The organism is Streptomyces sp. NPDC057445, assembly GCF_042802855.1.
In the GTDB taxonomy this organism is placed as follows: domain Bacteria; phylum Actinomycetota; class Actinomycetes; order Streptomycetales; family Streptomycetaceae; genus Streptomyces.
This window is the reverse complement of sequence record NZ_JBHVDH010000034.1, coordinates 1-12,811: the sequence shown is the minus strand read 5'-3', so window position 1 is coordinate 12,811 and position 12,811 is coordinate 1. Positions and strand designations below refer to the sequence as shown.

General features: G+C 69.8%; 14 protein-coding genes. 5 read left to right on the top strand and 9 right to left on the bottom strand.

The features are described 5' to 3' along the window. Window positions 1-33: 33 nt before the first annotated feature. The 8 genes from ACFU5O_RS35620 to ACFU5O_RS35585 form a co-directional block, all read right to left on the bottom strand. Entirely contained in the window at window positions 34-441 is a 408-nt protein-coding gene (locus tag ACFU5O_RS35620; RefSeq protein ID WP_384246750.1) for a rhodanese-like domain-containing protein, read from the bottom strand. Further along, a complete protein-coding gene (locus ACFU5O_RS35615) occupies window positions 438-965 on the bottom strand; it encodes a cysteine dioxygenase (protein WP_384246748.1) in 528 nt (175 codons plus the stop codon). The genes ACFU5O_RS35620 and ACFU5O_RS35615 overlap by 4 nt, the downstream gene beginning before the upstream one ends. 88 nt (window positions 966-1,053) lie before the next feature. Beyond that, complete coding sequence (locus ACFU5O_RS35610; protein ID WP_309544753.1) at window positions 1,054-1,125, bottom strand: putative leader peptide; 72 nt, start codon at window positions 1,123-1,125, stop codon at window positions 1,054-1,056. Between the two features lie 47 nt (window positions 1,126-1,172). Then, window positions 1,173-2,786 (bottom strand): FAD-dependent monooxygenase, encoded by a 1,614-nt coding sequence (locus ACFU5O_RS35605; RefSeq protein ID WP_384246747.1) that lies wholly within the window; start codon window positions 2,784-2,786, stop codon window positions 1,173-1,175. Window positions 2,787-3,012: 226 nt separating this feature from the next. Beyond that, window positions 3,013-3,924 (bottom strand): amino acid ABC transporter permease, encoded by a 912-nt coding sequence (locus ACFU5O_RS35600; protein WP_384246745.1) that lies wholly within the window; start codon window positions 3,922-3,924, stop codon window positions 3,013-3,015. Next, window positions 3,921-4,589, bottom strand: a complete 669-nt coding sequence (locus ACFU5O_RS35595) for an amino acid ABC transporter permease (RefSeq protein WP_384246743.1) — start codon at window positions 4,587-4,589, stop codon at window positions 3,921-3,923. Before ACFU5O_RS35595 ends, ACFU5O_RS35600 begins: the two co-directional genes overlap by 4 nt. Window positions 4,590-4,674: 85 nt before the next feature. Further along, window positions 4,675-5,523, bottom strand: coding sequence for a glutamate ABC transporter substrate-binding protein (locus ACFU5O_RS35590; protein ID WP_384246742.1), 849 nt, complete (start codon window positions 5,521-5,523; stop codon window positions 4,675-4,677). Window positions 5,524-5,576: 53 nt separating this feature from the next. Further along, window positions 5,577-6,359, bottom strand: a complete 783-nt coding sequence (locus tag ACFU5O_RS35585) for an amino acid ABC transporter ATP-binding protein (protein ID WP_384246740.1) — start codon at window positions 6,357-6,359, stop codon at window positions 5,577-5,579. A 250-nt stretch (window positions 6,360-6,609) separates the two neighbouring features. On the opposite strand from ACFU5O_RS35585, the gene ACFU5O_RS35580 reads away from it, so the two are divergent. Continuing rightward, a complete protein-coding gene (locus tag ACFU5O_RS35580) occupies window positions 6,610-7,314 on the top strand; it encodes a response regulator transcription factor (RefSeq protein WP_384246738.1) in 705 nt (234 codons plus the stop codon). Between the two features lie 15 nt (window positions 7,315-7,329). Further along, on the top strand, window positions 7,330-8,745 hold the full coding sequence (locus tag ACFU5O_RS35575) for an ATP-binding protein (protein ID WP_384246735.1): 1,416 nt from the start codon (window positions 7,330-7,332) through the stop codon (window positions 8,743-8,745). A gap of 130 nt (window positions 8,746-8,875) precedes the next feature. Here ACFU5O_RS35575 and ACFU5O_RS35570 read toward each other — a convergent pair whose 3' ends face one another. Beyond that, window positions 8,876-9,877: a TAXI family TRAP transporter solute-binding subunit gene (locus ACFU5O_RS35570; RefSeq protein WP_384246733.1), complete on the bottom strand. Its 1,002-nt coding sequence runs from the start codon at window positions 9,875-9,877 to the stop codon at window positions 8,876-8,878. Window positions 9,878-10,064: 187 nt separating this feature from the next. On the opposite strand from ACFU5O_RS35570, the gene miaB reads away from it, so the two are divergent. The 3 genes from miaB to ACFU5O_RS35555 are packed head-to-tail and all read left to right on the top strand — an operon-like array spanning window position 10,065 to window position 12,723. Then, the gene (gene miaB / locus ACFU5O_RS35565) at window positions 10,065-11,552 is read left to right on the top strand and encodes a tRNA (N6-isopentenyl adenosine(37)-C2)-methylthiotransferase MiaB (RefSeq protein WP_384246731.1); all 1,488 of its coding nucleotides are present in this window, start codon (window positions 10,065-10,067) and stop codon (window positions 11,550-11,552) included. Window positions 11,553-11,586: 34 nt separating this feature from the next. Beyond that, the gene (locus ACFU5O_RS35560) at window positions 11,587-11,928 is read left to right on the top strand and encodes a hypothetical protein (RefSeq protein ID WP_384246730.1); all 342 of its coding nucleotides are present in this window, start codon (window positions 11,587-11,589) and stop codon (window positions 11,926-11,928) included. 21 nt (window positions 11,929-11,949) lie between these two features. Beyond that, window positions 11,950-12,723 (top strand): class III extradiol dioxygenase subunit B-like domain-containing protein, encoded by a 774-nt coding sequence (locus ACFU5O_RS35555; protein WP_384246728.1) that lies wholly within the window; start codon window positions 11,950-11,952, stop codon window positions 12,721-12,723. Window positions 12,724-12,811 lie beyond the last annotated feature (88 nt).

Genomic DNA, 12,811 nt, shown 5'->3' with positions numbered 1-12,811 from the left:
GGGGACACGGCCACATCTATCTGTGGCCTGTGCCTAAGCCGCCGGTGCCTGCACCGGCAGGCCCGCCGACCGCCACGCCTGGAAGCCGCCCACCAGATCCGTCGCCCGGTGCAGTCCCAGCTGTTTGAGTGAGGCCGCCGCGAGCGAAGAGGCGTACCCCTCGTTGCAGATGATCACGACGTGCAGATCGTGGCTCGTGGCCTCGGGCGCGCGGTGGCTGCCCTGTGGGTCGAGCCGCCATTCCAGTTCATTGCGCTCCACGACCAGGGCGCCCGGGATCAGACCGTCCCGGTCGCGCAGTGCCGCATAACGGATGTCCACCAACAGCGCTCCGTCCGCCGTGGCAGCGAAGGCCTCGCGCGGCCCGATACGCTCCAGGCCCTCCCGTACCCGTTCCAGCAACTCGTCGATACCCAGGGGGTGCTCGGGCTCCTTGCTCACTGCCAGTCCTCCGGACGCTCGACCTGCTCGAGACGGAGCACCGCGCCGGACCTGCTGAAGCGCCGGAGCAACGGCAGCGGCGGATAGTAGGCATGGACCGAGACCGCGTGCTCGGTCTCCGACTCGTTCAGGACTTCGTGCACATGGTGCTGCCCGAACGCCCGCCCCTTGCCGGGGCCCACACGCCGCTCCCGGTCCAGGCCCTCCGCCAGTTCCAGGGTCTTCCAGCCGTCGGCCGGAAGCCGTACCGCGAGCGAGTTCTCCTTCAGCTCACCGGAGGCCGTGGCGAACGCGCCGAGTGACTCGGCATGGTCGTGCCAGCCAGTTCCGGTGCCCGGCGGCCAGCCGATCAGCCAGGCCTCACTGCCGCCCGGGCCTTCGATGCGCACCCAGGTGCGGCCTTCGGGATCGAGCGGGAGCGAGGCGACCAGCTCCGGGTCGGCGGCGGTGCGCCGGACGAAATCGAGCAGATCGGCCGCGGTGGGCGCGGCCGTTGCCGTGGGTACGGCAGCAGACTGGGGCACGAGAACCGTCCTGGAAGTTCGCGGAAGTGCACAGGCCGGCCTACGAAGGAACGCATGCGGCCGCGCGGAAGAAGAGGGGAAGGCGAATTCAGCAGGACGGACGACACACGCAGCCCGCGTAGCGGACGAGGTCCATATGGACCCTCCGCCACAGGCGCACATCGGTGTCGGTCACGTTTCGGAGTACACCATGCGCGCCCGCGTCGGTCAATTGATGTCCGCAGTGCGGTCGGAGGCGCGGTCGGCACGTGCGGACGAGGACTCCGGCGCGCCTCCGCGCACCGTGTCCGCCGCCGCGTACAGCTCGGCCGGACGCACCCCGGCGAAGGCGGAGACGAGATGCCCGTCGGGCCGTACCAGCAGCACCGTGTGTGCAGAGGCTCCCGGATAGCACTCGGTGACCAGCAGTTCCGCCCGTACCGGCAGGGCCTCGACGGCGGAGGCGAGCCGTGGCATCACACCTGCGGTCACCCAGTGCCGCCGGTCCCAGACACCTGTGCCCGGCGCGACCAGCACGACCAGCAGCCTGCCCTGTCCGAGCCGGTCCCGCAGTCGTGTGATCGTGCCGTCCGGCGCCGTGACGCGGGCGTCGGCGACCGGTGCTCCGGACGGGGTGCCGACGGTGGCGTGTCCCTCTGTCTGCCGCGGTGCGAGGGGGGAGTGCGGATACGTGGGGGGCGCGCCGAGCGGTCCGAGCCCCAGATGCGCGTCGGTCAGCAGGGTGTCGTGTTCACGCGCGGCACCCGGCAGATAGGTCCGCAGGCCGCCGCTGCCCCGCAGTATCGGCAGGGACTGGTCGGCGGCGCGCAACCGGGCGGCGACGGCGGTCCGCCGCTCCGCCTGGTAGCTGTCCAGCAGTGCCTCCGAGGCACCGTGGTGCCAGGCCTGGGCAAGCTTCCACGCAAGGTTCTCGGCGTCGCGCAGTCCCTCGTCGAGCCCCTGCGTGCCGACCGCGCCGAGAAGGTGGGCCGCGTCCCCGGCGAGGAAGACCCGGTCCACACGCCAGCGCCGGGCAAGCCGGTGGTGCAGGGTGTAGACGCCGGTGTCGACGAGGTCGTACTGCAGGGCCCCTTCGCACCAGCCCGTCAGAGTGTCCCGCACCCGGGAGACCAGCGCTTCGGGCGTGACCAGTTCGCCGCGGGCAGGCAACAGCCAGTCCAGCCGCCAGGCGCCGTCCGGCAGCGGCCGGGCCGTCACCTCCTCGCCGCCCGAACGCCACGGCGGCAGCCGGTGGAGCACGGCCTCGTCGGGCCACGGCAGATCCGCCCGCAGCGCGGCGACGGCGTGGCGCTCCACGGCAGTGCGGCCGGGGAAACGTACGCCGAGCAGCTTCCGTACGGTCGACCGTGCCCCGTCGCAGCCGACCAGATGACTCCCGCGCCACCAGGTCGCCTCGGGCCCGCGCGTATGCGCGGTGACACCGCTGCCGTCCTGCTCCAGCGTGTCGAGCCGGCTGTGCGTGGCGACCTGCACCAGATCGGAATCCACGATGGCGTCCCGCAGCCCGCGCATCAGAGCGTGCTGCGGAACGTGCAGCGGCGCCGGAAAGTCGTCCCCGCCGAGCTCCAGCGCGCGCATCTCCTGCTTGCGCCGCAACGAACGCCAGCCGACCCAGCGCGCACCTTCGTCACGGATCGTGGCACAGCCGAGCCGCTCCACCAGGGCCGCGGTGTCGGCGCGCAGCACGACCGTACGGGCCGGACGCGGCTCGTCCTTCCCCGCGCCCTCGTCGAGAACGACGGAAGGAACGCCCTGTGCGGCCAGAGCCAGCGACAGCACGAGCCCGACCGGGCCCGCACCGACGATGATCACCGGGTCCACGGCGCTGCTCCTGAGGCCTGTAGGGACAGTGGGAACAGTGAGGATGGACTGGCCGGAACTCGGTGCGCGATCACAGAACGTATGCAACCCACTGCCGCTGCCCCCGTCAAGCGACCGGGGGCGCGGCGAGGGGGGTAGGGGGACGCCGCGAGAGCCGGGGCGCACGCGCAGAGGGGCGGCGGCCTTCCGGCCACCGCCCCTCCTCCACCGAGATCCTGGCGAACGGTCAGACCGCCCGGCCGTCGTCGATGTGCTTCGCGGCCGGGCCGATGGTCTCCAGGCCACCGCCGGGGCCCGCGTGCACCACCGCGCCCGTGCTCTTCTTCCGGCGCCGCATCTTGCGCTCCAGCAGGCTCGCGGCCGAGGTGAGGGCGAAGTTCAGGACGACGAAGATGACGGCGACGACGGTGAAGCTGGCGATGACGTTTGCGCCGTAGTTGGCACTCATCGGGCTGACCGACGCCAGCAGTTCGGGGAAGCTGAGCATCGCACCGCCGAGGGCGGTGTCCTTCACGATGACGACCATCTGGCTGACGATGGCGGGCAGCATCGCGGTGACCGACTGCGGCAGCAGCACGTACCGCATCGTCTGGCCCTTGCGCATGCCGATTGCCTTGGCCGCGTCCGTCTGCCCCGTGGGCAGGGACTGGATGCCGGCGCGGACGATCTCCGCGAGGACCGAGGCGTTGTAGAGCACCAATCCGGTGACCACCGCGTACATCGGACGGACTTCACTGTCGATGTCGGTGAAGTCGGAGTACGCCTGGTTGGCGAACAGCATCAGGATCAGCACCGGGATCGCGCGGAAGAACTCCACGACCGTGCCGGCGACGCCCCTGACCCACCGGTGGTCGGAGAGCCGGGAGATCCCGAAGAACGCTCCGAGCGGCAGTGCGATGACCAGCGCGAGGGTAGCGGCGATCAGGGTGTTCTGGAGACCGGGCCAGATGTAGGTGGTGTACGGCTGGGTGCTCGTGAAGAACGGCTCCCATTTGATCCAGTCGAGCTGGCCCTTGGACTTGAGTCCGTCGTACACCCACCACACGAGGGCGGCGAGTGCGACCAGGAAGACCAGCGTGTAAAGGACGTTGCGCCGCCTGCCGCGGGGGCCTGGGGCATCGTAGAGAACGGAACTCATCGCTTCACCGCCACCTTCTTGCTCACCCAGCCGAGGATCAGTCCGGTCGGCAGGGTGAGGCAGATGAACCCGAGCGCGAAGATGGTGACGATCGGCAGGAGCGCGGCGTAGTCCTCGATCCACTTCTTCATCAGCAGCGCGGCTTCGCCGACGCCGATGACCGAGGCCACAGTCGTGTTCTTGGTCAGCGCGATCAGCACATTGGCCAGCGGGTTGACCACCGAGCGGAAGGCCTGCGGAAGGATGATGAGCCGTAGCACCTGAGTGAAGCTCAGCCCCAGGGCACGTGCCGCCTCGGCCTGACCGACGGGCACGGTGTTGATACCGGACCTCAGCGCCTCGCACACGAACGCGGCCGTGTAGGCGATCAGGCCGAGCACGGCCAGCCTGAAGTTGAGCAGGTCGAAGTCTTCCGCTGCTCCGAGGGTGACGGCGAGCGTCTGGAAGAGGCCCAGCGACGTGAAGAGAATGATCACAGTGAGCGGGATGTTGCGGACCACGTTCACATACGTGGCGCCGAAGCCCCGCATCAGCGGGACCGGGCTGACCCGCATGCCGGCCAGCAGCGTTCCCCATATCAGCGAGCCGAGGGCCGAGTAGACGGTGAGTTGCACCGTCACCCAGAAAGCCCCCAGGAGCTTGTCCATATCAAGAAAGTCGAACACGATCTCCCGCGCTTCCGCGTGTAAGTGTGGGAAGGGCCGGGCGCGCCACTGCCGTCAGCGGCGGCGCGCCCCGTCGGCCCCGGAGTCACTTGACGATGTCGCCGATCTTCGGCGCGGGCTCGTTCTTGTAGCCGGCCGGTCCGAAGTTCGCGTCCACGGCCTTCTGCCAGGACTTGTCCTGGACCATCTTCTCCAGCGCCTTGTTGATCTTGTCCTTGAGCTCGGCGTCGCCCTTCTTCAGGCCGATGCCGTAGTTCTCGTTGCTGAGCTTGAAGCCGGCGAGCTTGAACTTGCCCTTGAACGCTTCCTGCGCGGCGTAGCCGGCGAGGATGGAGTCGTCGGTGGTCAGGGCGTCGATGACCTTGTTCTCCAGGCCGGTCAGGCACTGGGAGTAGCCACCGTAGTTCTGGAGCTGCGCGTTCGGGGCGATCTTCTCCTTGACGTTGGTCGCGGAGGTCGAGCCGGTGACCGAGCAGAGCTTCTTCTTGTTCAGGTCCTCGGGCTTGGTGATCGTGTTGTCGTCCGCGCGGATCAGGACGTCCTGGTGGGCCAGCAGGTACGGGCCCGCGAAGTCGACCTTCGCCAGACGCTTGTCGTTGATCGAGTAGGAGGCGACGATGAACTTGACGTCACCGCGCGCGATCGCGGTCTCACGGTCGGCGCTCTTCGTCTCCTTGAAGACGATGTCGCCCTCTTCGTAGCCGAGCTCCTTGGCGACGTACTCCGCCACGTCGACGTCGAAGCCGGTGTACTTGCCGTCCGGGGTCTTCAGGCCGATGCCCGGCTGGTCGATCTTGATACCGATGGTGATCTTGCCGCCGCCCTTGGAGCCGCCGCCGTCGCCGGAATCCTTCTTGCCGGAGCCACAGGCGGTGGCGGAGAGCGCGAGCGAGAGCACGACGGCCGAAACGGCGGTGACCTTACGGAGGTTCATGGTGACTTCCCTAGAGTTGACGCGATGAGGTGATCAGCTGATCCGGGACGGACTCAGTGGTGCAGGATCTTCGACAGGAAGTCCTTGGCGCGGTCGCTGCGCGGGTTGCTGAAGAACTCCTCGGGCGAGGCCTCTTCGACGATCTTGCCGTCGGCCATGAACACCACCCGGTTCGCCGCGGACCGCGCGAAGCCCATCTCGTGGGTAACGACGACCATGGTCATGCCGTCGCGGGCAAGCTGCTGCATGACCTCGAGGACCTCGTTGATCATCTCGGGGTCGAGGGCCGACGTGGGCTCGTCGAACAGCATGACCTTGGGGTTCATCGCCAACGCCCGGGCGATCGCGACGCGTTGCTGCTGACCGCCGGAGAGCTGCGCCGGGTACTTGTCGGCCTGGGAGCCGACACCCACCCGGTCGAGAAGGGAACGCGCCTTCTCCTCGGCGGCCTTCTTGTCCGTCCTGCGGACCTTGATCTGGCCCAGCATGACGTTCTCCAGCACGGTCTTGTGCGCGAAGAGGTTGAACGACTGGAAGACCATGCCCACGTCGGCACGCAGCCGGGCGAGCTCCTTGCCCTCCTGGGGCAGCGGCTTTCCGTCGATCGTGATGTCGCCGGAGTCGATCGTCTCCAGCCGGTTGATGGTGCGGCACAGTGTGGACTTGCCTGACCCGGAGGGCCCGATCACGACGACGACCTCGCCGCGCGCGATCGTCAGGTCGATGTCCTGGAGCACATGCAGCGCGCCGAAGTGCTTGTTGACGTTGCTCAGTACGACCAGGTCGGCCGCCGGTACGGCATCCTCGGCGCCCTTGGTCACTGACACTCCGCTCATCGGCTTCTTGCTCCGTCCTCCTCGGTTGGGGAGGACACTAAGCACGTGGTTGGACCAACGTCAGTACATCTGAGCTGAAATTGAGCATAACGATCCGGCTGCAACCGGACACTCAGGGTGAACGGGACGGGGTGCGCCGTACCGGGTGGGTAACGGAAACCCCGGTGCGATCCGATACCCCTTGACTCACCGGGCGGCTATCGGCGTTCATGCCATGTACACATGCGAGAGCTACGACCGGAGGGGGGCCATGAGACTGCTGCTCGTCGAGGACGACGACCATGTCGCCGCGGCCCTGTCCGCGGTGCTCGCCAGACACGGCTTCTCCGTGACGCACGCCCGCAGCGGCGAGGAGGCGCTGCAGGCCGTACTGCCCGCCGCCACCGGGACCAAGCCGCCGTTCGGTGTCGTCCTGCTCGACCTCGGACTGCCCGACCAGGACGGCTACCAGGTCTGCGGAAAGATCCGGAAGCTCACCTCCACGCCGGTGATCATGGTGACCGCACGGGCCGACGTCCGCTCCCGGATCCACGGTCTGAATCTCGGCGCCGACGACTATGTGGTCAAGCCGTACGACACCGGAGAGCTGCTGGCCCGTATCCATGCCGTCAGCCGCCGCACCGTGCCCGGTGAGGACGCGGCTCCCGCCGCCGAGAGTGCCGCCCTCAGGCTGGGCGCAGTCACCATCGAACTCCCCACCCGCCGCGTCAGCGTCGACGGCACGGCCGTACAGCTGACCCGCAAGGAGTTCGACCTGCTCGCGCTGCTGGCGCAGCGCCCCGGAGTGGTCTTCCGACGGGAGCAGATCATCAGCGAGGTGTGGCGCACGAGCTGGGAGGGCACCGGCCGGACGCTCGAAGTGCATGTCGCGTCGCTGCGTTCCAAACTCCGGATGCCCGCCCTGATCGAGACCGTGCGTGGCGTCGGCTACCGCCTGGTCGCACCCGCCGCGTAAAGGCGACCGCTTCCGTTGCGTACCCGGCTTCTTCCGCTCCTCATCGTCCTCATGGCGGGCGTGCTGCTCGCACTCGGCTTCCCGCTCGCCGTGAGTCTCGCCGCGGCCGAGCAGCAGGGTGTCGTCGTCGACCGCCTGGACGACACCGCGCGGTTCGCGGCGCAGGCCCAGTTCGTCACCGACGGGCTCTCCGGACAGGACGAGCGCCGTGAGACGCTCGAGGAGGAACTGAGCCGCTACCACGATGTGTACGGAATGCGGACCGGTGTCTTCTACCGCAGCTATGTGGCCATGGCCCGCGCTCCCGAGTACTGGGAGATCCCCGAAGGAGGGGAGGGCCGCCGGGCCTTCCGGGAAGCACTGCTCGGGCGCCGCAGTCACGACCCGCCCCAGGTGTGGCCCTGGCAGAAGGACGCCAGGCTCGTCGTCGCCTCGCCCGTCGTGCGCGACGGTGATGTCGTCGCCGTCGTCGTGACCGACTCTCCCACCGGGCAGCTGCGTTCACGGATCCTGACCGGCTGGCTTCTGATCGCAGCCGGAGAATCCGCGGCGATGCTGCTCGCCGTCGGCGCGGCGGTGCGGCTCACCGGATGGGTCCTGCGTCCCGTGCGCGTCCTGGACGCGGCCACCCATGACATATCCACGGGCCGGATGAAATCGCGCGTCGCGGCGTCCGGCGGGCCGCCGGAACTCCGGCGGCTGGCACGTTCGTTCAACGAGATGGCGGACAACGTCGAAGAAGTGCTGGAGCAACAGCGTGCCTTCGTCGCCGACGCGTCCCACCAGCTGCGCAACCCGCTCGCCGCACTGCTGCTGCGGATCGAACTCCTCGCGCTCGAACTACCCGACGGCAACGAGGAGATCGCTTCGGTGCGCACCGAGGGCAAGCGTTTCGCCCAGGTCCTCGACGATCTGCTGGACCTGGCGCTCGCCGAACACGCCTCCGCGGACCTCCGGCTGACCGACATCGGAGAGCTCGCCGCCGAGCGGGTCGCGGCCTGGCGTCCGCTCGCCGAGGGGAAGGGCGTGCGGCTCACCGGCGAGCGCACTGCGGTCACCGCCTGGACGGACCCCGTCGCGCTCTCCAGCTCCCTTGACGCCGTGATCGACAACGCGCTGAAGTTCACGCCCGAGGGAGAGGAGGTCACCGTCGCGGTCGCTGCGGACGGTGGGACCTCCACGATCGTGATCACCGACCATGGTCCGGGGCTGACCGACGAGGAGCTGAGCCGGGTCGGCGACCGCTTCTGGCGCAGCAACCGGCATCAGAACGTGAAGGGCTCGGGCCTCGGACTGTCGATCACCCGAGCGCTGCTCTCGGCCGGCGGCGGCTCGATCTCCTACGCACACAGCGAACCGCACGGCCTGCGGGTGACGCTCACGGTTCCGCGCACATGCCCACCGGGCAGTGAACGGGAGCAGACGGCCTGACCGGGCGGCCTGACCGGGCGGCCCGCACGCGCGGCAGCTGCGCCTACGGCCGGGCGGTCGTGTCGGAGCAAGGCGCCCTCGGCCGGGCGGTCCGCGCGCTTTCGGGCGGCGGTCCGCGGAGGACACACGCCTACGGCTTGTTCAAGAGGTAGTACCGCCGTGCCCCTTCGTGCAGCGGCAGCGGATCGGTGTAGATCGCCGTCCGCAGATCCACCAGCTGCGCCGGGTGCACCTCACGCCCGATCCGGTCCCGGCTGTTGATCACGGTGCGGGTGATGCGCTCGGTCAGCTCCGGATCCGCGGCGGTGGTGGTGACCAGCAGATTCGTGACGGCGACGGTCTCCACCTGCACGGCACCGTCCATGATGTCGGGGTATGCGTCGGCCGGCACCACGGCCGAGCGGTAGTAGCGCGTCACCGAGCCCGCGTTGTGGAGCCGTTCGACCAGTTCGTCCCTGAGCGGGACCAGCCGGACGGGGAAACGCTCGGAAAGTCTCTGCACGGCGCTGGTGGGCAGCCCGCCCGACCAGAAGAAGGCATCCAGTTCGCCCCGCTGGAGCCGGTCCGGCATGGTGTCGATGCCCGCGGACACCGGGGTGATGTCCTTGGCCGGGTCGAGACGTGCCGCATTCAGTACCCGATCGGCCACAAGCCGTACGCCCGACCCTGCCTGGCCGACACCCACCCGCTTGCCGCGCAGGTCGGCAGGTGTCTTCACCCGCGAGCCCTGGGGGACCACGAGCTGTACGTAGTCGTCGTACAGCCGCGCACAACCGCGCAGCCCGTCCGCGCCGGTCCTGCCGTCCCGCTGGTACTTCGCCACGGCATCGGCGGTGGCGATGGTGAAGTCGGCCTCGCCTTTGGCCACTCGCGCGAGGTTCTGCTGGGAGCCCTCGCTGGTCCGCAGATCTATCGAGACCCCGGGCAGATCGCGCGCGAGCGCGTCCTCGAGGAGCTCGCCGTACCGCTGGTAGACGCCGGTCTTCACGCCCGTACTGAACGTGAGCCGCCCGCTGGGAGTGCTCTCCTCGGCGGGCAGCAGCCACCAGAGCAGCAGTCCGCACACCACGGTCAGCGCCGCGGACGCCTGGAGGGCGCGGCGACGAGTCACGCGGGGGAGAGCAGGGGGCATGGCCGCGATCCTGCCAGCTCACTCCCCGCGATGGCCAGGCCCTCCGTCCGCGGCCCGCCCTCAGGGCCTGCCTCAAGACCGTCCTCGGCCCGCCTCGCACCCCTGCTCCCTGCCCTGCGCCGGGAACCCGTGCGTCAGGGAACTCGGGGGCGGCGGCCCCGCGCGACCCCGTACCCTGGTGTGCGAGATGAGCGCGAAGACTTACGAGGTGCGCACCTACGGGTGCCAGATGAACGTCCACGACTCCGAGCGGCTGTCCGGCCTGCTGGAGGACGCGGGATATGTCCGGGCGCCCGAAGGTACGGGTGAGGGCGACGCCGACGTCGTCGTCTTCAACACCTGCGCGGTGCGGGAGAACGCCGACAACAGGCTGTACGGCAATCTCGGCCGGCTCGCCCCGATGAAGGCCGCCCGTCCGGGGATGCAGATCGCTGTCGGCGGCTGCCTGGCCCAGAAGGACCGCGACACCATCGTGAAGAGGGCGCCGTGGGTCGACGTCGTCTTCGGTACCCACAACATCGGCAAGCTGCCCGTGCTCCTGGAGCGTGCGCGCGTCCTGGACGAGGCGCAGGTCGAGATCGCGGAATCGCTGGAGGCGTTCCCCTCCACGCTGCCCACGCGCCGCGAGAGCGCCTACGCGGCCTGGGTCTCCATCTCGGTCGGGTGCAACAACACCTGCACCTTCTGCATCGTCCCCGCGCTGCGCGGCAAGGAGAAGGACCGGCGGCCCGGCGACATCCTCGCCGAGATCGAGGCGCTGGTCGGCGAGGGCGTCTCGGAGATCACCCTGCTCGGCCAGAACGTCAACGCGTACGGCTCCGACATCGGTGACCGCGAGGCGTTCAGCAAGCTGCTGCGCGCCTGCGGCAACATCGAGGGCCTCGAGCGGGTCCGCTTCACCTCGCCGCACCCGCGCGACTTCACGGACGACGTGATCGCGGCGATGGCGGAGACGCCGAACGTGATGCCGCAGCTGCACATGCCGCTGCAGTCCGGCTCTGACACGGTGCTCAAGGCGATGCGCCGCTCGTACCGTCAGGACCGGTACCTCGGCATCATCGAGAAGGTCAGGGCCGCGATTCCGCACGCGGCGATCTCGACCGATGTCATCGTGGGCTTCCCCGGCGAGACCGAGGAGGACTTCGAGCAGACCATGCACGTGGTGCGCGAGGCGCGCTTCGCGCAGGCCTTCACCTTCCAGTACTCCAAGCGGCCCGGGACCCCGGCGGCCGAGATGGAGGGGCAGATCCCCAAGCAGGTCGTCCAGGCCCGCTACGAGCGCCTGGTCGCGCTCCAGGAGGAGATCTCCTGGGAGGAGAACAAGAAGCAGGTCGGCCTGACCCTGGAGGTCATGGTCGCGGAGGGCGAGGGCCGCAAGGACGGCGCGACCCACCGTCTCTCGGGCCGCGCTCCGGACAACCGTCTGGTGCACTTCACCAAGCCCGCGGCCGATGTGCGCCCGGGCGATGTCGTCACCGTCGAGATCACCTACGCGGCCCCGCACCACCTGCTCGCCGAGGGACCGACGACGGCGGTGCGGCGTACCCGTGCCGGCGACGCCTGGGAGAAGCGCAACGCAGTCCCCGCCCAGCCCGCCGGCGTGATGCTGGGCATCCCGACGATCGGTGTCCCGACACCGCTCCCGGCTGTGACGGGCGGTTGCTCCGTCGACTGACACGGACCACGGCTTGCCAGGGGGGAACCAGGCCATGTCCCATTGGGTGATCACCATGCAGACCGTCTCCACTTCCGGCTGCCACATCCGGACCGTCGCGGAGTTCGACGGCTCCCGGGAGGCCGCCGAGCGGGCCCTGCGGCACATCGCGCAGGTCCATCGGCCCGAGTTGCTGGTGCGTGAGCGCAGGCGCCGGATCCACCGGCAGACCGACGGCGCCTACCACGTGCACATCAACGGGATCATGGGGTCGTTCGACCTGATCTTCCGGGCCGCGGAACTGGTCTGGGACTCCGAGTGGCCGAAGTCCGCCCATGGTCCTGGCCTCTGGGCCGGCCCGGGGCCACAGGACGCGGTCCCGCCGATCGGTGGCTGAGGCAGGTACTAGGCTGCGATCATGCTCGTCGCCGCCGCCGTCTGCCCCTGCCCTCCGCTTCTCGTGCCCGAGGTGGCCGCCGGTGCCGCGCCCGAGCTCGACGCCGCCCGGACCGCGTGCGCCGATGCGCTGAGTGTGCTCGCGGCCTCCCGCCCCGACCGGCTGATCGTCGTCGGACCCGCGGGGGGGTACGAGCCCGGCTCGTATCCCCAGGGGGCGCGGGGCACTTTCCGGGGTTACGGAGTCGACATCCGCGTGACCCTGGGGGAGCCGGGCGCCCCGGCGCCCGGGCACCGGGACGGGGCCGAGGGCGGGTCCGACGACGGGGAGCCCGAGTCCTCTCTCCCCGAGTCGCCTCTCCCCGGGGCGCTCGCCGTCGCCGCGTGGCTGCTCGACCGTGTCGGCTGGGCCGGTGCCCCGCTCGAGGGGCTGGCCGTCGACGAGCGGCTGCCGGTGGAGAGCTGTACCCGGACCGGCCGGGAGCTCGCGGACCGGGCGCCTCGCGTCGCGCTGCTGGTCATGGGCGACGGCAGCGCCTGCCGCACCGTGAAGGCACCCGGCTACCTGGACGAGCGGGCGGCCGCCTTCGACGCCCGGGCGGCCCGCGCGCTGGGCGCGGCGGACACCGAGGCCCTCAAGGCGCTGGACATCTCGCTCGCGGACGAACTGAAAGCCGCCGGACGTGCCGCCTGGCAGGTCCTCGCGGGCGCCGGGGAAGGCGCGGACCTGGACGGGCGGCTGCTGTACGAGGATGCTCCCTACGGTGTCGGCTACGTCGTAGCAGCCTGGTCCTGAGAACTCCGGGCAGCCGAGGGGCCCGACGCAGCCGAGGGGCCGACCGCGGGACGGAGTCCGGCAGCGCAAACGGCGGACGGCCGCGGAG